At 61.5% G+C, this 19,196-nt stretch carries 17 protein-coding genes and 1 tRNA gene; 15 read left to right on the top strand and 3 right to left on the bottom strand.

Features of this window, described 5'->3' with window-relative positions:
• Window positions 1-20: 20 nt before the first annotated feature.
• A complete protein-coding gene (locus AAGS40_RS23860; RefSeq protein WP_345815440.1) occupies window positions 21-1,127 on the bottom strand; it encodes an aromatic ring-hydroxylating dioxygenase subunit alpha in 1,107 nt (368 codons plus the stop codon).
• Between the two features lie 284 nt (window positions 1,128-1,411).
• On the opposite strand from AAGS40_RS23860, the gene AAGS40_RS23855 reads away from it, so the two are divergent.
• From AAGS40_RS23855 to folE2, 4 genes are all read left to right on the top strand, one after another.
• The gene (locus tag AAGS40_RS23855; protein ID WP_345815438.1) at window positions 1,412-1,720 is read left to right on the top strand and encodes an exodeoxyribonuclease VII small subunit; all 309 of its coding nucleotides are present in this window, start codon (window positions 1,412-1,414) and stop codon (window positions 1,718-1,720) included.
• The gene (locus AAGS40_RS23850; RefSeq protein ID WP_345815437.1) at window positions 1,717-2,598 is read left to right on the top strand and encodes a polyprenyl synthetase family protein; all 882 of its coding nucleotides are present in this window, start codon (window positions 1,717-1,719) and stop codon (window positions 2,596-2,598) included. Before AAGS40_RS23855 ends, AAGS40_RS23850 begins: the two co-directional genes overlap by 4 nt.
• A gap of 85 nt (window positions 2,599-2,683) precedes the next feature.
• Window positions 2,684-4,588, top strand: a complete 1,905-nt coding sequence (dxs, locus tag AAGS40_RS23845; protein WP_345815436.1) for a 1-deoxy-D-xylulose-5-phosphate synthase — start codon at window positions 2,684-2,686, stop codon at window positions 4,586-4,588.
• A gap of 279 nt (window positions 4,589-4,867) precedes the next feature.
• A complete protein-coding gene (gene folE2 / locus AAGS40_RS23840; protein ID WP_345815435.1) occupies window positions 4,868-5,674 on the top strand; it encodes a GTP cyclohydrolase FolE2 in 807 nt (268 codons plus the stop codon).
• 105 nt (window positions 5,675-5,779) lie between these two features.
• On the opposite strand, the gene tsaD is transcribed toward folE2, so the two are convergent.
• Window positions 5,780-6,808, bottom strand: coding sequence for a tRNA (adenosine(37)-N6)-threonylcarbamoyltransferase complex transferase subunit TsaD (tsaD, locus tag AAGS40_RS23835; protein ID WP_345815434.1), 1,029 nt, complete (start codon window positions 6,806-6,808; stop codon window positions 5,780-5,782).
• Window positions 6,809-6,920: 112 nt separating this feature from the next.
• On the opposite strand from tsaD, the gene AAGS40_RS23830 reads away from it, so the two are divergent.
• The 11 genes from AAGS40_RS23830 to AAGS40_RS23780 all read left to right on the top strand — a co-directional run bounded on the left by AAGS40_RS23830 (window position 6,921) and on the right by AAGS40_RS23780 (window position 18,795).
• Complete coding sequence (locus tag AAGS40_RS23830) at window positions 6,921-8,138, top strand: NAD(P)/FAD-dependent oxidoreductase (RefSeq protein ID WP_345815433.1); 1,218 nt, start codon at window positions 6,921-6,923, stop codon at window positions 8,136-8,138.
• A gap of 68 nt (window positions 8,139-8,206) precedes the next feature.
• Window positions 8,207-8,419 carry a 30S ribosomal protein S21 gene (gene rpsU / locus AAGS40_RS23825; protein ID WP_345815432.1) on the top strand — a complete coding sequence of 71 codons (213 nt, stop codon included), beginning with the start codon at window positions 8,207-8,209 and terminating at the stop codon, window positions 8,417-8,419.
• A gap of 233 nt (window positions 8,420-8,652) precedes the next feature.
• Window positions 8,653-9,099, top strand: coding sequence for a GatB/YqeY domain-containing protein (locus AAGS40_RS23820; RefSeq protein WP_345815431.1), 447 nt, complete (start codon window positions 8,653-8,655; stop codon window positions 9,097-9,099).
• A gap of 92 nt (window positions 9,100-9,191) precedes the next feature.
• Window positions 9,192-11,063 (top strand): DNA primase, encoded by a 1,872-nt coding sequence (gene dnaG / locus AAGS40_RS23815; protein WP_345815430.1) that lies wholly within the window; start codon window positions 9,192-9,194, stop codon window positions 11,061-11,063.
• Window positions 11,064-11,155: 92 nt separating this feature from the next.
• Window positions 11,156-13,561, top strand: a complete 2,406-nt coding sequence (gene rpoD, locus AAGS40_RS23810; protein WP_345815428.1) for an RNA polymerase sigma factor RpoD — start codon at window positions 11,156-11,158, stop codon at window positions 13,559-13,561.
• A 158-nt stretch (window positions 13,562-13,719) separates the two neighbouring features.
• Window positions 13,720-13,807 (top strand) — tRNA-Ile (locus tag AAGS40_RS23805).
• A gap of 425 nt (window positions 13,808-14,232) precedes the next feature.
• Window positions 14,233-14,439, top strand: coding sequence for a hypothetical protein (locus AAGS40_RS23800; RefSeq protein WP_345815427.1), 207 nt, complete (start codon window positions 14,233-14,235; stop codon window positions 14,437-14,439).
• 246 nt (window positions 14,440-14,685) lie between these two features.
• Window positions 14,686-14,859 carry a hypothetical protein gene (locus AAGS40_RS23795; RefSeq protein WP_345815426.1) on the top strand — a complete coding sequence of 58 codons (174 nt, stop codon included), beginning with the start codon at window positions 14,686-14,688 and terminating at the stop codon, window positions 14,857-14,859.
• Between the two features lie 103 nt (window positions 14,860-14,962).
• Entirely contained in the window at window positions 14,963-15,445 is a 483-nt protein-coding gene (locus AAGS40_RS23790; protein ID WP_345815425.1) for a hypothetical protein, read from the top strand.
• A 278-nt stretch (window positions 15,446-15,723) separates the two neighbouring features.
• Window positions 15,724-16,869, top strand: coding sequence for a porin (locus tag AAGS40_RS23785; protein ID WP_345815424.1), 1,146 nt, complete (start codon window positions 15,724-15,726; stop codon window positions 16,867-16,869).
• A gap of 294 nt (window positions 16,870-17,163) precedes the next feature.
• A complete protein-coding gene (locus AAGS40_RS23780) occupies window positions 17,164-18,795 on the top strand; it encodes an acyl-CoA synthetase (RefSeq protein ID WP_345815423.1) in 1,632 nt (543 codons plus the stop codon).
• 34 nt (window positions 18,796-18,829) lie between these two features.
• Here the strand turns inward: AAGS40_RS23780 and AAGS40_RS23775 are convergent, their stop codons facing one another.
• Entirely contained in the window at window positions 18,830-19,057 is a 228-nt protein-coding gene (locus AAGS40_RS23775) for a hypothetical protein (protein WP_345815422.1), read from the bottom strand.
• Between the last annotated feature and the right edge of the window lie 139 nt (window positions 19,058-19,196).

Here is a 19,196-nt window from a genome sequence, read left to right as displayed (position 1 = left end):
GGCATGAGCAGCGCAGAAGATCAGATGGTGCCGAGTTCGCGCCGCAGAAACTCGTGGAAGTGTTGCATGCCGTCTTCCATCGGGCTCTGGTAAGGGCCGACCTGCGACTCGCCGCGATTCATCAGCGCGCGGCGGCCGGCGTCCATACGCTCGGCGATTTCGTCGTCTTCGCGCGCGGTTTCCATATAGGCGGCGCGCTCGGCTTCCACGAATTCGCGTTCGAACAGCACGATTTCCTCAGGGTAGTAGAACTCGACCACGTTCGTGGTTTGCTGCGGGCCGCGCGGAATCAGCCACGAAACCACCAGCACATGCGGATACCACTCGATCATGATGCCAGGGTAGTACACCATCCAGATCGCGCCGAACTGGGGCGGATTGCCTTCGCGGAAACGCAGCACTTCGTCGTGCCATTTGCGGTAGGTCGGGCTGCCCGGATGCTCCAGATCGCGATGGACGCCCACCGTCTGCACGCTATACCACTCGCCGAATTCCCACGTCAGATCGTCGCAATTGACGAAGCTGCCGAGGCCCGGATGGAACGGCGCGACGTGATAATCCTCCAGATAGACCTCGATGAAGGTCTTCCAGTTGTAATTGCACTCGTGCACCTCGACGTGGTCGAACATGAAGCCCGAAAAATCGAAGTGGCGTTTCGTGCCAAGGCGGGCGAGGTCGTGCGCGACGTTGCGGCCTTGCGCCTCGAACAGCAGCCCCTGCCAGTTCTGCAACGGCGTGGCGCCGAGGTTCAGGCACGGGTTGTCCGCGAAATGCGGGGCGCCGAGCAGTTCGCCTTTCAGGTCATACGTCCAGCGATGCAGCGGGCAGACGATGTTTTCCGTCTGCCCGCGACCGTTGAGCATGATGGCCTGACGGTGACGGCACACGTTCGACAGCAGTTCGACCTGCGATTGCTGGTTCCGGACGAGCACGCGCCCCTCGCTTTCGCTGGGCAAGGCAAAATAACTCCCCGCCTCGGGCACCATCAGATCGTGGCCGATATAGCGAGGACCTTTCTTGAAAAGGGTTTCGATTTCGCGCGTAAGAAGCGCTTCGTCAAAGTAAGCCGTGACTGGCAGCTGGCTGTGGACAGACCGCAACTGCAATGCATTGCTCAGATTGGACATTCCCACTCCCGTAAAGACGTGAAAGCAGTGAACAACCCAACCATCGAATATTCGATTTAGGGAGCCCGCGATTATACCTGTTTACCCATGTCTGGGGCGCTTAAGTCCCTGATTTGGGTCTATTTTGTCGGGAAAGTTCGGCAAAGTCGTCGCAGACCGATCGTTTTTTTCTGCGAGACTGCCCATGCGGCGCGACGCGTAGCGGCAAGGCAGAGGCGGCGAGCGGATCGGAATTGTCGCTTTTGCCGTAGAATGTCCGACTTGTTTTAATTTTGCGACTATTCATGGCGAAGACCGCGTCGAAAGATACTGCTGCCGCGCCAACCGAAGGCGTCGATGCCATGCCGCTGCCCGAGAATTACGAGGCGGCGCAGGCGGAGCTGGAGCAACTGGTGGCACGCATGGAAGGCGGCAGCCTGAGTCTCGAGGAATCGCTCACGGCGTACCGGCGGGGTGCGGCGCTCGTGGCGTTCTGTCAGCAGCAACTCGAAAAGGTCGAGCAGCAGGTGCGCGTGCTGGATGGCGAAACGCTCAAGCCGCTGCCCGTGAATAGCGCAGGCACAGCCGCTTCTGAAAGCGGGGACGACCTATGACATTCGAAGAATGGACGCGCGCCGTGCTCGAGCGCGTCGAGAACGCACTGGAGCATTACCTCCCCACGGAGGCAACCGAACCCGCGAGGCTGCATGAAGCCATGCGCTACGCGGTGCTGGGCGGCGGCAAACGGGTCCGCCCGCTGCTGTGTCACGCGGCCGGCGAACTGACCGGCGCGCGCCCCGAGTGCGTGGATGCTGCAGCGGCGGCGCTGGAAATGGTCCATGTGTACTCGCTCGTGCACGACGACATGCCCTGCATGGACGACGACGCGTTGCGCCGCGGCAAGCCCACGGTCCACGTCAAATATGACGAAGCCACGGCGTTGCTGGTTGGCGACGCGCTGCAATCGCAGGCGTTCGTCGCGTTGACGTCGGACGTATTGGCGGCGCCGCAGCAGGCGTCGCTCGTCCGTGAGCTGGCACTGGCCGCCGGTTCGATCGGCATGTGCGGCGGGCAGGCGATCGACCTCGCCAGCGTCGGCCACACGCTGACGCGCGAGCAGCTCGAAACCATGCACCGGATGAAAACCGGCGCGCTGCTGCGTGCGTCGGTGCGCATGGGCGCGCTGGCCGGCGAGGCGCCGGATGCGGACGCCATGCGCTCGCTCGACGCTTACTCGGCGGCCGTTGGACTCGCGTTTCAGGTCGTCGACGATATTCTCGATGTCACGACCGATTCCGCGACGCTTGGCAAAACGGCGGGTAAAGACGCGAAGGACGGCAAGCCGACCTACGTGTCGATTATTGGGCTCGACGCGTCGCGCGCGCTCGCCGCGCAATTGCGCAGCGACGCCCACGCCGCGCTGGCGCCGTTCGGTGCCCGCGCGCAGCGTCTTGCCGAATTGGCCGACCTGGTGGTGAACCGGGTCAGCTGAACGCGAAAGCCCGCCGCCGCGCACCTTCGTGAAAGGGTGCATGTATGAAGTGCGGGCGCGTAAGTTTTCCTACAATGGAACGACGATGTACGACTTGCTGAAAACCATCGACGACCCGGCCGCACTGCGCCGCCTCGATCGCCGCCAACTGCAACCCCTTGCCGACGAGTTGCGCGCCTTCGTGCTCGACAGCGTGTCGCAAACGGGCGGCCATCTTTCGTCCAACCTCGGCACGGTCGAGTTGACCATTGCGCTGCATTACGTGTTCGACACGCCGCATGACCGGATCGTCTGGGACGTCGGTCATCAGACCTATCCTCACAAGATTCTCACTGGCCGGCGCGACCAGATGCATTCGCTGCGTCAGCTCGGCGGCATCTCTGGCTTCCCGAAGCGCGACGAATCGGAATACGACACGTTCGGCACCGCGCATTCCAGCACGTCGATTTCGGCCGCGCTCGGCATGGCGATCGCGAGCAAGCTGCAGGGTGAGAACCGCATGGGTATCGCCGTGATCGGCGACGGCGCGATGACGGCTGGCATGGCCTTCGAGGCAATGAACAATGCGGGCGTGGAAGACGACGTGCCGCTGCTGGTGATCCTGAACGACAACGACATGTCGATCTCGCCGCCGGTCGGCGCGCTGAATCGCCACCTGGCGCGGCTGATGTCGGGGCGCTTTTATGCCGCCGCGCGTGCCGGCGTCGAACGCGTGCTGCGCGTCGCCCCGCCCATGCTCGACCTCGCGCGCAAGTTCGAGGAGCATGCGAAGGGCATGATCGTGCCGGCCACGCTGTTCGAAGAGTTCGGCTTCAATTACATCGGCCCGATCGACGGTCATGATCTCGACTCGCTAATCCCGACCCTGCAGAACATCAAGGAACTGCGCGGTCCGCAATTCCTGCACGTGGTCACCAAGAAGGGCCAGGGTTACAAGCTGGCCGAAGCCGATCCGGTGCTGTACCACGGCCCCGGCAAGTTCAACCCGGCCGAAGGCATCAAACCGGCCACCACGACGTCCAAGAAAACTTACACGCAGGTGTTCGGCGAGTGGCTGTGCGACGCGGCCGAGCTGGATGCGCGCGTCGTCGGCATTACGCCGGCCATGCGGGAAGGCTCGGGCATGGTGGAGTTCGAGAAGCGTTTTCCGGAGCGTTATTTCGACGTCGGCATTGCCGAGCAGCACGCGGTGACGTTCGCGGGCGGCCTCGCCGCTGACGGCATGAAGCCGGTGGTCGCCATCTACTCGACTTTCCTTCAACGTGCCTATGACCAGCTGATTCACGACGTCGCGCTGCAGAATCTGCCGGTCGTGTTCGCGATCGACCGCGCGGGTCTGGTCGGCGCGGACGGCGCCACGCACGCCGGTGCTTACGATCTGGCATTCCTGCGCTGCATTCCGAACATGACGGTCATGGCGGCGTCGGACGAAAACGAATGCCGCCAGATGCTGTACACGGCGTTGCAGCAGCCGAACCCAACGGCCGTGCGCTATCCGCGCGGTGCCGGCACAGGTGTGGCCACCGTCAAGCAGATGACGGCGCTGCCGGTCGGCAAGGGCGAAATCCGTCGCGAAACGTCGCAGCCCGCGGGCAAGCGTATCGCCATTCTGGCATTCGGCACGATGGTCGCGCCGTCGCTGGCCGCTGCCGAGCAACTCGACGCCACCGTCGCGAACATGCGCTTCGTGAAGCCGCTGGACGCCGATCTGGTGCGCCAGCTTGCCGAAACGCACGACGCCATCGTCACGGTCGAAGAGGGCTGCGTAATGGGCGGCGCGGGTTCCGCATGCGTCGAAGCGCTGCTCGAAAGCGGCGTGATGCGGCCCGTGCTGCAGCTGGGTCTCCCCGACCGCTTCATCGATCACGGCGATCCGGCCAAGCTGCTGTCCGCATGTGGCCTCGACGCTGCGGGCATCGCCCAGTCGATCCGCGAACGCTTCCTCGCGAGCGGCGCGTCCGGCGCGCAGTCGGTGAAGCGCGTCGCCTGAGCGCGTGTCGCCGGCTGCCATGTGTCAGCGTGGCAAGTGTGGGCTGTGAAAGCATGCAGCCTGCCACCGGGCCGCTGCGTCGCTATGGCGGCCATATCAATCTCGAACTTGAAACGGTGGGTCTTCGGGTCCATCATCCAGCGCCGGCAAGGCCGGTGCTCGCTGTTGCGCGCGTAGATCCGCACGGCCGCTGAGCGCCCCCAATGTGTCGCAGTGCAAGAATCCCTGGAGGGCGCACGCGATTCGGGCGACCCGGCGTTTTCCTGAAAGGACACGATAATGAACCAGATGAATCCCGCTTTCGTGATGCCCGACGTGCAAAGCACGCCTGATACGCGTCAGATTCCGATCCAGCGCGTCGGCGTAAAAGCCGTCCGCCATCCGCTGACCGTGCGCACCCAGGCCGGTGACGTGCAACCGACAGTCGGCACGTGGAACCTCGACGTGCATCTGCCGGCCGATCAGAAAGGCACGCACATGTCGCGTTTCGTGGCGTTGCTCGAAGAGAACAAGGCGCCGCTCGACGCCGCCGCGTTCCGCACGATGCTCACGGCAATGCTGGACAAACTGGAGGCGCAGGCGGGCCGGATCGAAGTGTCGTTCCCGTATTTCGTGAACAAGACCGCGCCGGTATCGGGCGTGCAAAGCCTGCTCGACTATGAAGTGACGTTGTCGGGCGAGACGCGCAACGGCGACACGCGACTGTTCCTGAAGGTGCTGGTGCCGGTCACGAGCCTGTGCCCCTGCTCGAAGCAGATCTCGCAATATGGCGCGCACAACCAGCGTTCGCACGTCACGATCAATGCCGAACTGTCCGACGACGTCGCGGTGGAAGAGTTGATTCGTATCGCCGAAGAAGAAGCGTCGTGCGAATTGTGGGGAATGCTCAAGCGTCCGGACGAGAAGTTCGTCACCGAGCGCGCGTACGAAAATCCGAAGTTCGTCGAGGATCTGGTGCGCGACGTCGCGCAGCGTCTGAATGCGGACGAGCGTGTGGTCGCCTATGTGCTCGAAGCCGAAAATTTCGAGTCGATTCACAACCACAGCGCGTATGCATTGATCGAGCGGGACAAGCGGGTGGCATAGGCCAAGCGCATGAACGGGCGGCTTAAGCGCGCTCTTTTAAACGCCTGAAAAGAAAAAGCCGCTTTCCTGAAGCGGCTTTTTCACATCATGACTGTCGGCTCGGATTCATCGTGCAAGCGAGGTCAGATCCCAACGCGGCTTCACCGTGAACGCATAATCTTTTGCCGATTGATCCGGCCAACGCTGCAACCTCAACGCGCCAGCCAAGGCGATCATCGCGCCGTTGTCCGTACACAGCGACAAATCCGGATAGTGCACGAAGAAGTTCCGTTTCTTCGCCGCCGCCGAGAGTGCTTCGCGCAACTGCCGGTTCGCGCCCACGCCGCCCGCGACCACCAGCCGGTTCAGCCTGGTCCGCTTGAGCGCGGCGAGCGATTTCGCGGCAAGCACGTCCACGGCGGCATCGACGAAACCGCGCGCCAGATCGGCTTTGGCCTGCTCGGAGATATCCGCGCCGCCGAGCTTTTTTGCATGCGTGAGGACCGCGGTTTTGAGGCCGCTGAAGCTGAAATCGAGATCGCCGGAATGCAGCATGGGACGCGGCAGCAACACAGCGCCCGGCGTGCCCGAGTCGGCCAGCCGGGAGACTTCGGGGCCGCCAGGGTAGCCGAGGCCGAGCAGTTTGGCGGTTTTATCGAATGCTTCGCCGGCGGCGTCGTCCAGCGTTTCGCCAAGCGTTTCGTAAACGCCCACATCGGTCACACGCATGAGTTGCGTATGGCCGCCCGACACCAGCAGCGCGACGAACGGAAACGGCGGCGGCTCGTCGACGAGCAGCGGCGACAGCAAGTGCCCCTCGAGATGGTGAATGCCGATGGTGGGCTTGTCCCACGCCATGGCCAGCGAATTGGCGACGCTCGCGCCCACCAGCAGTGCGCCCGCGAGCCCCGGACCCTGCGTGTACGCAATGGCGTCGATGTCGCTGCGCACGGCGCCCGCACGCTCCATCACTTCTTCGAGCAGCGGCAACGCGCGCCGGATATGGTCACGCGACGCCAGCTCCGGCACTACGCCGCCATATTCCCGGTGCATCGCAATCTGCGAATGCAACGCGTGCGCCAGCAGGCCGCGCTCCGTATCGTAGAGCGCGAGGCCGGTTTCGTCGCAGGAGCTTTCAATGCCGAGAACGAGCATGACGGATGGGCGGGATCGGACGCGTTGACGCGGCCGAAAAGGGAAAAATGTAAGCCGGAAAGTATAGCAGTGCGGCCCGTGTGCCGCAGACGCCCGGTTACAATGCGACCCCATGGAATCTTTCGAAATCGCAGTGATCGGCGCGGGCGCGGCCGGCATGATGTGCGCGGCCGTGGCCGGGCAACTGGGCCGCCGTGTGGTGTTGATCGACCACTCGCAGCGTCTCGCGGAAAAAATCCGTATCTCCGGTGGCGGCCGGTGCAATTTCACGAATCTGTATGCGGGGCCGGGCAACTATCTGTCGGCCAATCCGCATTTCTGCCGCTCGGCGCTGGCCCGTTACACACCGCGCGATTTCATGACATTGCTCAAGCGGCATCATCTGACATGGCATGAGAAGCACAAGGGCCAGCTGTTTTGCGACCAGTCGAGCGACGCGGTCATCAACGTGCTGAAAAGCGAATGCGACGCTGGCCGGGTTGCGTGGCGTACGCCGCTCGTGGTCAAGCACGTGCGCCGTGACGCCGAAGGGCGCTACGTGCTGGACACGCCCTCGGGCCCCGTTCACGCGCGCGCGCTGGTGGTGGCCACCGGCGGTTTGTCGATCCCCAAGATCGGCGCGACGGATTTTGCTTACCGGCTCGCGAGGCAGTTCGGCCACAAACTGATCGACACACGCCCCGCGCTCGTCCCGCTGACGTTTGCCGCCGCCGACTGGGAGCCGTTTTCGGCGCTCTCGGGCGTGTCGCTCGAAGTGCAACTGGCCACGGGCAGCAAAAAAACCGGCGCGTCGTTCGACGAGGACCTGTTGCTGACCCACCGCGGCCTGTCTGGTCCGGGCGTGCTGCAGATTTCGAGCTATTGGCAACCGGGCGAGCCGATTCACATCAACCTGCTGCCCGGACAGGACGCGAGCACGGCGCTGCTCGAAGCTAAAACCAATACCAGGCGCCAGATTGCCAATCTCCTGTCGGAATGGGTGCCGCAACGGCTCGCGCACGTCTGGCTGGAAACTCACCAGATTCCCGCTGAAGCGCGCGTAGCCGACCTGCCTGACAAAGCGTTGCGGCGCGTCGGCGAGGCATTGTCGCGCTGGACGCTCACGCCGAACGGCACCGAAGGCTACCGCAAAGCCGAGGTGACCCGCGGCGGCGTCGATACGCGCGAACTCTCATCGTCCACGATGATGAGCGCGCGGGCGGCGGGGTTGTATTTCGTCGGCGAGGCGGTGGATGTCACCGGCTGGCTCGGCGGCTACAACTTTCAATGGGCGTGGGCGTCCGGCGTGGCGGCCGGCCAGGCGGCCGCGGAGTACGCCAGAGGGGCTTGACGGCTCCCTCGCTTTGTGTAAAAGCTCTGCTATACTCCTGAACCTTTACAAAGTTCCGTTATTGAAAAATGACGACCATCCGCGTAAAAGACAACGAGCCGTTCGAAGTCGCCATGCGCCGGTTCAAGCGCACGATGGAGAAAAGCGGTTTGCTGACGGAACTTCGCGCTCGCGAGTTTTACGAAAAGCCTACGGCCGAGCGCAAGCGCAAGAAGGCCGCCGCGGTGAAGCGTCATTTCAAGCGTCTGCGTGGCCAGATGCTGCCAAAAAAGTTCTACTGATTCTGGCGTTGCCGCGGTTCCCCAAACGGAGCGGCGACAACCAACCGGTGACGGCACTTCAGGTGCCATCACGGAAAACACGGCCCTTCGGGCCAGCCGGCAGGGTCGCATCCACTACGTACATTGCGCCAACCCGCTTGAGGAAGCAGTCCCAAGCGGGTTATTCGTGTTGATGCCGCACGTGGGCGCCGCGCCCGGCCGCTTTTGCCAATTTCAACGCATTCAGGTGAGTGATGAGCCTCAGGGACCAGATCAACGACGATATGAAAGCCGCCATGCGCGCCCGTGAAACGGAGCGTCTCGGCACGATCCGCCTGCTGCTCGCCGCGATCAAGCAGCGCGAAGTGGACGAGCGCATCACGCTGGACGACACGGCAATTACGGCGGTCGTCGACAAGATGATCAAGCAGCGCAAGGACTCGATCAGCCAGTTCGAGGCCGCGGGCCGCACGGATCTCGCCGACAAGGAAAAGGCCGAATTGGCCATTCTGACCGCCTATATGCCGGCGCAGCTGTCCGACGCCGAGATCACCGCGGAAGTCGAGGCGGCGGTCGCGCAAACCGGCGCGGCCGGTCCGCAGGATATGGGCAAGGTCATGGGCGTGCTCAAGCCGAAACTGGCCGGTCGCGCCGATATGACCGCCGTGTCGGCCCGCGTGAAAGCCGCGCTCGCCAAGTAATCTTCGTATTGGAGGCCTGCGTTCGCTGTCGCGCTGATGGCGTACGCGGCGCCGGGCTTTAATCCTGAGTATTCAACGCAGCGTCGTCTAACGTGATTCCACCGTCATTCCTGCAGGATCTGCTCAACCGCGTCGATATCGTCGACGTGGTCGGCCGGTATGTGCAGTTGAAGAAGGGCGGCGCGAACTTCATGGGCCTATGCCCGTTTCACAACGAGAAAAGCCCTTCGTTTACGGTTAGTCCGACTAAACAGTTCTATCACTGCTTCGGCTGCGGTGCGCATGGCACGGCCATTGGGTTCCTGATGGAGCACGTGGGCGCGTCTTTCCCGGAGGCGGTCAACGAACTGGCGCAGTCGGTCGGCCTGACCGTGCCGAACGAGCCGTCGCCGGGCTACGGCGGCGGTTCCGGCGCGGGCAGCAACTCGCCGGCGGCGTCGAAAGCGGTCACCACCGCGCTGTCCGACGTCATGCAAACCGCTTGCGATTTCTATCGCAAGCAACTGCGTGGCGCGCCGACGGCGATCCAGTATCTGAAAAAGCGCGGTCTGACGGGCGAGATTGCCGCTCGTTTCGGGCTCGGGTACGCACCGGACGGCTGGCAAAACCTCGAAGCCGCGTTCCCTGATTATCGAAACGACTCGCTGGTCGAGTCGGGTCTGGTCATTGTCAGCGAGAAGGCGGACGCGCAGGGGCAAAGCCGTCGCTATGACCGCTTTCGCGAGCGGATCATGTTCCCCATCCGCAATGTGAAAGGGCAGGTGATCGGCTTCGGTGGCCGTGTACTGGACGGCGGTGAGCCGAAATATTTGAATTCCCCGGAAACGCCGCTATTTAACAAGGGCAGCGAGCTTTATGGGTTATTCGAGGCGCGGCTGGCCATTCGTGAACAGCAGTACGTGCTGGTGGTCGAAGGCTACATGGACGTGGTTGCGTTGGCGCAACTGGGCTTTCAGAACGCGGTGGCCACGCTCGGCACGGCCTGCACGCCGGTTCATGTGCACAAACTGATGCGTCAGACCGACACGGTGATCTTCAGTTTCGATGGCGATTCGGCGGGGCGGCGCGCTGCGCGCCGCGCACTCGACGCCTGTTTGCCGCACGCCGCGGACAATCGGACCATCCGTTTCCTGTTTCTGCCGTCCGAGCACGATCCGGACAGCTACGTGCGGGAATTCGGCACCGAGGCGTTCGCGGAGCAGGTCAAGCGCGCCATGCCTCTATCGCAGTTCATGCTGAACGAGGTGTTGACCGGCAAGGAGCTCGACCAGCCGGAAGGCCGTGCGCGCGCGCTGTTCGACGCCAAGCCGCTGCTCCAGGCGCTGCCGGCGAACGCCCTGCGCGCGCAGATCATGCACATGCTGGCCGACCGGCTGGACGTGCCGTTCGAGGAAGTGGCGGCGCTGTGCGAGGTCGACGCCCGGATTGCGGCGGCGGCGCGCTCCGCGCCCGCACGCAAGGACCGGCGCAGCGTGACCGGGATCGAGGAAAAAACGCTGCGCAATCTGGTGATGTATCCGCGCACGGTCGGCGTGCTCGACGAGGAGGCCGAACAGGCTCTCCTCACGGTCACGCGACACGGTGAATTGTTCGAGGAAGTGACGACGCATGCACGTGCGCTAGGCGATTCGGCGGAGTTTCAGTTGCTGTCGGACCTATTGCGAAATGGCGCCAATGCCCCAACTTTCGAGGAAATCTTTCGCAAAATTCTGGACTATGATGAAAACGTCCGGGATTTGCTGCTGAAGGATCCGGAAGATGCGACCGTCGCCGAGGAGCGCCGCGAGCAGGAGCGGATCGTCGGCGAGGAGTTGAAAGCGGCGATTTTGAAGATGCGGTACGACGCTTATTGCGATCGCCTGGAGCAACTCTCGCGGCAATCCCGGCACACGCCGGAGGAGTTCGCCGAGCTTTCGGAGCTTAATCGCAAGCGGGCTGACATGAAGCGCCAGCTTGGCTTGTAAGCGGGTTGGAAAAGGCCTCGGTGCTATAATTAAAGGTTTCCAGCGGTTTGTTTTTCAAAGGGTTTTCCTAGCAAAGGCGAAAAGGCGATGCGATGGCAAAGACTTCAGACGGAACTACAGGCGGAAATAATTCAGCAGGCGCACGCTCAACGGAGCGGACCAGAAAGGTCACCGAGGCCAAGCTAGTTTCTTCAGCCAGAAAGGCGTCTGCCGTGAGCGTTGCGCCACCGGCTGCAGGGAAGAAATCCTCGACCACTTCGGCAGCGCGAACGGAGCCGGTCAGGGCAGCGAAAGCTGTGCCGCCGGCGGCCACGAAGGGGCCGGATGTCAGAAGCGCAAGGGAAGCGGCTGCCGCGCTGGACGATGCGGTAGTGCGCGAGACTCCAGTATCCACGGTTCAACCGGCTGTTGTCCACCAGCCGCGAGTCGAGACTACAGCCGGTACGGCGAACTCCATGACGAAAAAGCTGAACGAAGTACCCGTCGATGACGAGGCAACCCAGAGCGAAGAAACTCCTGCGGCCGTTCCAGGTAAAGTGGAAAAGGCCAGGGCCCGCGACCGTCGCGCGAAGGAAAAAGCGCTGCTGAAAGACGCTTTCGCGTCGTCACAGCCGGGCACCGTCGAGGAAATCGAGGAGCGCCGTTCGAAACTGCGCGCGCTGATCAAGCTCGGCAAGGAACGCGGCTTCCTCACCTACGCGGAAATCAACGACCACCTCCCGGACAACTTCACCGAGACCGAGGCGATCGAAGGCATCATCAGTACGTTTAACGACATGGGCGTGGCGGTGTACGAACAGGCGCCCGATGCCGAAACGCTGCTGCTGAACGACAACGCGCCCGCCGCTTCGTCGGATGACGAAGTGGAAGAGGAAGCGGAAGTTGCGCTGTCCACCGTCGATTCCGAATTCGGCCGCACGACCGATCCCGTTCGCATGTACATGCGCGAAATGGGCACGGTCGAACTGCTCACGCGCGAAGGCGAGATCGAAATTGCGAAGCGGATCGAAGATGGCCTGAAGCACATGGTCATGGCTATTTCCGCGTGCCCGACTACGATCGCCGACATTCTCGCGATGGCCGAGCGCGTCGCGAACGAAGAGATCCGCATCGACGAACTCGTCGACGGTCTGATCGACGCCGACGCGGAAGACGCCGACGGTTTCTCCGTGCAGGAAGCCGAGGCAATCGAGAGCGAAGACGAGGAAGAAGAGGCCGAGGACGAAGAGGACGAGGAAGAAGACGACGGTACCGCGCAGGCCACCGCGAACGCGGCGCAGATGGAAGCGCTCAAGCGCGCGTCGCTGGAAAAGTTTGCGATGATCAGCGAATGGTTCGACAAGATGCGTCGCGCGTTCGAGAAGGAAGGCTACAAGTCCAAGTCGTACCTGAAGGCGCAGGAAACGATCCAGAATGAACTCATGACGATCCGCTTTACCGCGCGCACTGTCGAGCGTCTGTGCGACACGTTGCGCGCGCAAGTGGACGAAGTGCGCCAGGTCGAGCGTCAGATTCTGCATACGGTGGTCGACAAGTGCGGCATGCCGCGTGCCGAGTTCATCGCGCGTTTCCCGGGCAGCGAGACGGACCTGACGTGGGCGGACAAGATCGTCAACGAAGGTCATGCTTATAGCGCGATCCTCACGCGTAACATTCCGGCGATTCGCGAGCAGCAGCAGCGTCTGCTGGATTTGCAGGCGCGTGTCGTGCTGCCGCTGAAGGACCTGAAGGAAACCAACCGTCAAATGGCGGCTGGTGAACTGAAGGCGCGTCAGGCCAAGCGCGAGATGACCGAGGCGAACCTGCGTCTTGTGATTTCGATCGCGAAGAAGTACACGAACCGAGGTCTGCAGTTCCTCGATCTGATTCAGGAAGGCAATATCGGCCTGATGAAGGCGGTGGACAAGTTCGAATACCGTCGTGGCTACAAGTTCTCCACGTATGCAACGTGGTGGATCCGTCAGGCCATTACGCGTTCGATCGCCGACCAGGCGCGCACGATCCGGATTCCGGTTCACATGATCGAAACGATCAACAAGATGAACCGTATTTCGCGTCAGATTCTGCAGGAAACCGGTCTCGAACCGGATCCGGCAACGCTGGCCGAGAAGATGGAAATGCCGGAAGACAAGATCCGCAAGATCATGAAGATCGCGAAAGAGCCGATCTCCATGGAAACGCCGATCGGTGACGACGACGATTCGCATCTGGGCGATTTCATCGAAGACACGAATACGGTCGCGCCGGCCGACGCTGCGCTGCATGCCAGCATGCGCGATGTCGTGAAAGACGTGCTCGATTCGCTGACGCCGCGCGAAGCGAAGGTGTTGCGTATGCGTTTCGGTATCGAGATGAGCACGGATCACACGCTCGAAGAAGTGGGCAAGCAGTTCGACGTCACGCGTGAGCGGATCCGTCAGATCGAGGCGAAGGCGCTGCGCAAGCTGCGTCACCCGAGCCGGTCGGACAAGCTGAAGTCGTTTCTCGAAGGAAACTGATCGATAGCGGAAGATTCATTGTGCTCAATGGCGTACTCAGAGGGGCCTTCCGGTTGTTTCGCTCAGGCGAGGCGGTTGCGAAGGCCTCTTTTTCGTGTAGTATGTCGGCCAGTTAGCGAATAGGCCCGGCCTGTCTCATAGTCCGGGTCTTTTTTCTTGGGCCGGACGCCGTGCTGGTTGCAGGCAGCGGACTCATAATCCGCCGGAGAAATCCCATCGTCGGTTCGACTCCGACCCGGCCCACCAAGGATCTATGAAGGGTTCCGAATTTCGGAACCCTTTTTTAATTGCGCGAAACGCAAACTCAACTGTCGGTATGGGTGCGACCGCATGTCACTTGTGCCGGCGAATTAATCGTCTTCCCGTTTCTCCCGAGTTTGCGGTGTGTGCACATTTGAATAGAGACGGCGTCGTTTCTTATCGGCTTTTCACTTCGGTGAAAGCAATGTTGGACGAGAAATTGTGGCATAACTTCAATAGCGTCGATTTCCGCATTATCAATCCGCCTCCATTCAGCTCACGGTAGTCACTGACCGCTACCCACGCCCCGTTCAGCAATAGTTTCATTTGGTCTGCCATCCCCCTTGCACCTTCTACTGCTTTGCAACGTTGCCGATGGCACGTCGCTTGCGCATGGTCGGTTCCAGCCTGTATCAATAATGAGCATGATTATGCAACCAGACCACACCGCTACCGAGTTTGCGCAAGCTCAACCTCTGCTCGTCACGCCTCTAGACGGCGTCGTTGGTACCGTCCCGCGCCCACGCGCCGGTGCGCTGACACGTGTGACCTTCTGTTTTGCGTGGCTTTTCGGGCTGGAGCCGTTCCTGTCCAATGGCGCCGAAGATTCGCCAATTCCGCGCCTCGACCGGCATTGAATGGTCGTCAGAGGATTGCGGGGCGCGATGACGAGATGGCGTCTCAAGAGTTGTCTGAAAGACACCGTTTCCTGCCCGAGAATTTTCTACAAGCTGTACGGAAAGAATGCCGGAGTGAGTTTTTGCTCAGCACCGGCCGTTTTTCGCAACCCGTAAGCTTGCCTGCCGCATTTGCAGAATGGGATCCGGGAATACCGGTTGCGCGCGCTGTAGAGGGGCAATTGTCCCGTCTACAGGAGATTCAGAGTGCAAACCGTTCCCACCGTTGATCCGATTGCCGACCCCGTTGCAGATCCTGCCAACCAGCCGCTCGACGACCCGGGCGATCAGCCGCGGCCATTGCCCGGCACCCCGCCCGATACAGATCCGCTAGCGCCAGGCGCCACGCCGGAGGATCGGAAAGCGGCCCACTGGTCCTGATCTCGAAGACATCGTGCATGCGAGCGGCTCGTAAAGTAGGGAAACTCCGTGTAAAAAAATGGAGCGGCATGGCCGTTAATGGAGACGGAAGGCTGTTCAATGTATGCCGTCCGCTTTCAGCACCGGGCCTCTGTCACGCGGCGGGCGGCGCCGCAGTTCACCTCCGGACAGTCCCCGTGCTGAAAGCTTTCACTACTCAATGGCCGCCGTCAGGCGGCTTTTTATTTTTGCGCGTTATTGCAGCGTGCGCCACCAGAAGCTCGGGAACGCGCCTCAGCAGCGGTATTTGAAGGAACGTTACCAAGAGGGATTTTGGCTCGCCTTACGCAATAAGGAATACCTGACGCGCGTAGGTCAGATAGACGCATTTTGCGTCAAACAGTTCACGCATATCAATTTTGAAAATAAGTTCCCGGCGACTAAAAATAAAATTCATAACGAGGCGACGAGCCGTTTGAGTGCCTTATTTTCAAGCACGCTGCTTTCTGTCTCCCGCCGCGCTACGTCACGCGATTACTTCGGCATTATTAAAACGCTGTTGCATTCGCACAACTTCGAATATTGTCGACTTGCAAAATTCTTATGAAATGAGCACTCGCCATTCGTGCGAAATTGACCGATAAATCCCGTTAAAACAATAACTTAATCGCTTCTTCGTTGACATTGTTGCGGATTTCGAAAAATCCTGTTGTGTAAATCGCTAGGGTTTGTACCAGGGGCGCCCCATACACTCACGCTTCGTTTCAAGGGTGCCCGGCTGGTCGAAAAGCCGATTCAGCGAACAGGGCGGCAGCGGTTGCGATGCATGTGCTGTCGAGGCAAGACCCGCTCCCCGCGTAAATTTATCGAACAGGAGTTCCGAGCATGAAAAAGAGTCTCATCGTCGTTGCGGTTGCCGCATCGTTCGCTTCCGTCGCTCACGCACAAAGCAGCGTCACGCTGTACGGTCTGCTGGACGCTGGTGTCACGTACACCAGCAACGTTGCGCACAACTCGAAGTGGGCAGCCGGCAGCGGCGGCATCAACCAGAGCATGTTCGGTCTGCGCGGTTCGGAAGATCTGGGCGGCGGTCTGAAGGCAGTCTTCACGTTGGAAAGCGGCTTCAACATCAACAACGGCCGGTTCGCTAACAACAACGGCATGTTCAACCGTCAGGCATTCGTCGGCCTGTCGAGCGCGCAATTCGGTACGGTTACGCTGGGCCGTCAATACGACGCCGCTCAAGACTACCTGGCACCGCTGACCGCAACGGGCAGCTGGGGCGGTACGTACTTCGCGCACCCGTTCAACAACGACAACCTGAACACGAACGGCGGCTACGCAGCGAACAACTCGATCAAGTACTCGAGCGCTAACTACGCTGGCTTCACGTTCGGCGGCACGTACGGCTTCTCGAACCAGGCTGGCGCATTCGCGAACAACCGCGAATACAGCGTGGGCGCTGCGTACCAATGGCAAGGCCTGCACCTGGGCGCTGCTTACGCACAGCAGAACAACCCGGCTGCCAACGCTACGGGCTCGTCCGACGGCGTGCTGGCTAACACGTCGGGCATCATGACCGGCAACTTCCGTCAGCGCGAATTCGGCGCAGCGGCTTCGTACTCGTTCGGCCCGGCTACCGTCGGTGCTGCATTCACGCAATCGCGCGTGGACAACCTGGTTGGCGCGACGACCCCTGGCCAACGCCAAGGCCGTTCGAACAACTACGAAGTCAATGGCAAGTACAACCTGACGCCGGCTCTTGGCCTCGGCGTGGCTTACACGTTCACGGACGCACGTGGCTACGGCGTGAATGCTGATGGCAACGACATGAAGACCCGTTACCACCAGATCGGCCTCCAGGCTGACTACTCGCTGTCGCGTCGCACGGATGTGTACGCTGAAGCCGTGTATCAGCACGCAATGGGCGACGGCGGTGTCGCTTCGATCTACAGCGGCGATAATTCGCAACTGCCGTCGTCGTCGAAGAACCAGACGGCTGCTACGATCGGTCTGCGTCACCGCTTCTAAGCTTTCACAAGAAGCCTGTCGATGTGAGAAAAGGTGCCGCTTGCGGCACCTTTTTTTATGGGCGCGCAAAACAGACGCCCGGCCGCCACCCCGAAGGTGGGCGGCGACCGCGTCCATGAGACGGTGCGTGGTGCGGGCGGGGGTGTCGAGTTCAAACTTATGCGCGTCAACCGGTGCGACACCGGAGCATGTCGCGCTGTCATTTGAATGACAGACAGTTCAACATGTTGCTGATAGCCTTGTTCGTCAATCAGAATAATCGACGGCGCGGCACGCGCCGATGGAGACGATGCGATGAAGCACATGTTCGAAGAGGGTCTTGAGCGCCGCGAAGCCAATTATGTTCCGCTGACGCCGCTCGATTTCATCGTACGCGCAGCGGAAGTCTATGGAGAGCGGCTCGCGGTGGTCCACGGTGACATTCGCCGGACCTGGCGCGACACCTATCAGCGCGCACGGCGGCTAGCCAGTGCGTTGCGGCAGGCCGGTGTAGAACGCGGCGATACGGTTGCCGCGTTGCTTCCGAATATTCCTACGATGATAGAGGCGCACTTCGGCGTGCCAATGGCCGGTGCCGTGCTCAACACACTGAACACGCGGCTCGATGTCTCGTCGCTGCTTTTCATGCTGCGTCACGGCGAGGCAAAGGCGCTGATCGTCGATACCGACTACAGCGAGTTTGCGCATCGTGCGGCGCTGGAGTTTCCCGACCTGCGCGTGATCAGCGTGGCCGACGTCATGCCCGCGGACGCCGACAGGTTCATCCGCGCGACCGACTATGAGGCGTTTCTGGAAAGCGGCGACCCCGACTTCGCGTGGACCATGCCGGCCGACGAATGGGACGCCATCGCGCTGAACTACACGTCCGGCACGACGGGCGACCCGAAAGGCGTGGTCTACCACCATCGCGGCGCCTACCTGAACGCGCTGAGCAACATCCTCGAATGGGATATGCCGAAGCACGCGGTATATCTGTGGACGCTGCCGATGTTCCACTGCAACGGCTGGTGCTTTCCGTGGACGGTCGCTGCGCGTGCTGGCGTCAACGTCTGCCTGCGGAAATTCGACGCCCAAGCTGTGCTCGACCTGATCCGCCGGGAACGTGTCACGCACTACTGCGGAGCGCCGATCGTGCAGAGCGCGCTGGCGAACGCGCCGGCGCAATGGCGCGACGGCATTACGCATCGCGTATCGACGATGGTGGCCGGTGCTGCGCCCGCGCCCGCCGTGATCGCCAAGATGAAGGAGATCGGCTTCGACCTGACGCACGTGTATGGCCTGACCGAAACCTACGGCCCGGCTGCGGTCTGCGCGAAGCAGGAAGAATGGGACCTGCTCGACGACGGCGCGCGCGCCGAACTGAATGCGCGGCAGGGCGTGCGCTATCACCTTCAGGCCGCCGTGACGGTGCTCGATCCCGACACGCTCGAGCCTGTGCCGGGCGACGGCGAAACGCTCGGTGAGATCATGTTCCGCGGCAACATCTGCATGAAGGGCTATCTGAAGAACGAACGCGCTACGCAAGCGACCTTCCGAGGCGGCTGGTTCCATACCGGCGACCTGGGCGTGCGGATGCCCGACGGCTACATTCGCATCCGCGACCGCAGCAAGGACATCATCATTTCAGGCGGCGAGAACATCTCGAGTATCGAGGTGGAGGACACGCTGTACCGTCACCCGGCGGTGTCGGTTGCGGCCGTGGTGGCGATGGCCGACCCGAAATGGGGTGAGGTGCCGTGTGCGTTCGTCGAGCTCAGGGAGGGCGCTCAGGTGAGCGCCGAAGAGATCATTGGGCACTGCCGGCTTTATCTTGCAGGATACAAGGTGCCGAAGGCCGTCCGGTTTGGCGAATTGCCGAAGACGTCGACGGGAAAAATTCAGAAGTTCGAACTACGCGCACGCGTCAAGGCAGAGACCGGCGAATGACGCGCGGCCAGGATGGCGTGCGTGCGCGGCGCGCTTAACCGCGCGTATCGACCCAGTGACGGGCCCAGCGTGCCGAGTGCTGCAATGCCTGTTCTTCGCTCGTGAAATAGTCGAGCGAATAGAACTGGTAGCGCCCTTCGGCACGCGCGCTATCGGCGCGTTCGAGCAGCAGGTTCGAGGAGAAGCTCCCGTCGGGCAAACGGTGCGCCGAGGGTTGGACGGCGTAGCCGTTGTAGTGATGAGTATTCTGTTTGATTTGCATTTTATTTTAATGATGTTCGAGTGCGCGCCGGCCGTGCGAGTCGCAGTGGCGAGTCGCTTGAGCAGTCACGCGGACGAGTCGATCCGTGGCTTTGAAGAGCCGGATACAGACGCAGTCGGAAAGCGTAGAAAGGGCGTTG

It is taken from the genome of Paraburkholderia sp. PREW-6R (genome assembly GCF_039621805.1).
GTDB lineage: Bacteria > Pseudomonadota > Gammaproteobacteria > Burkholderiales > Burkholderiaceae > Paraburkholderia.
The sequence above is the reverse complement of the archived record's forward strand: the minus strand, read 5'-3'. Positions and strand labels throughout refer to the sequence as shown.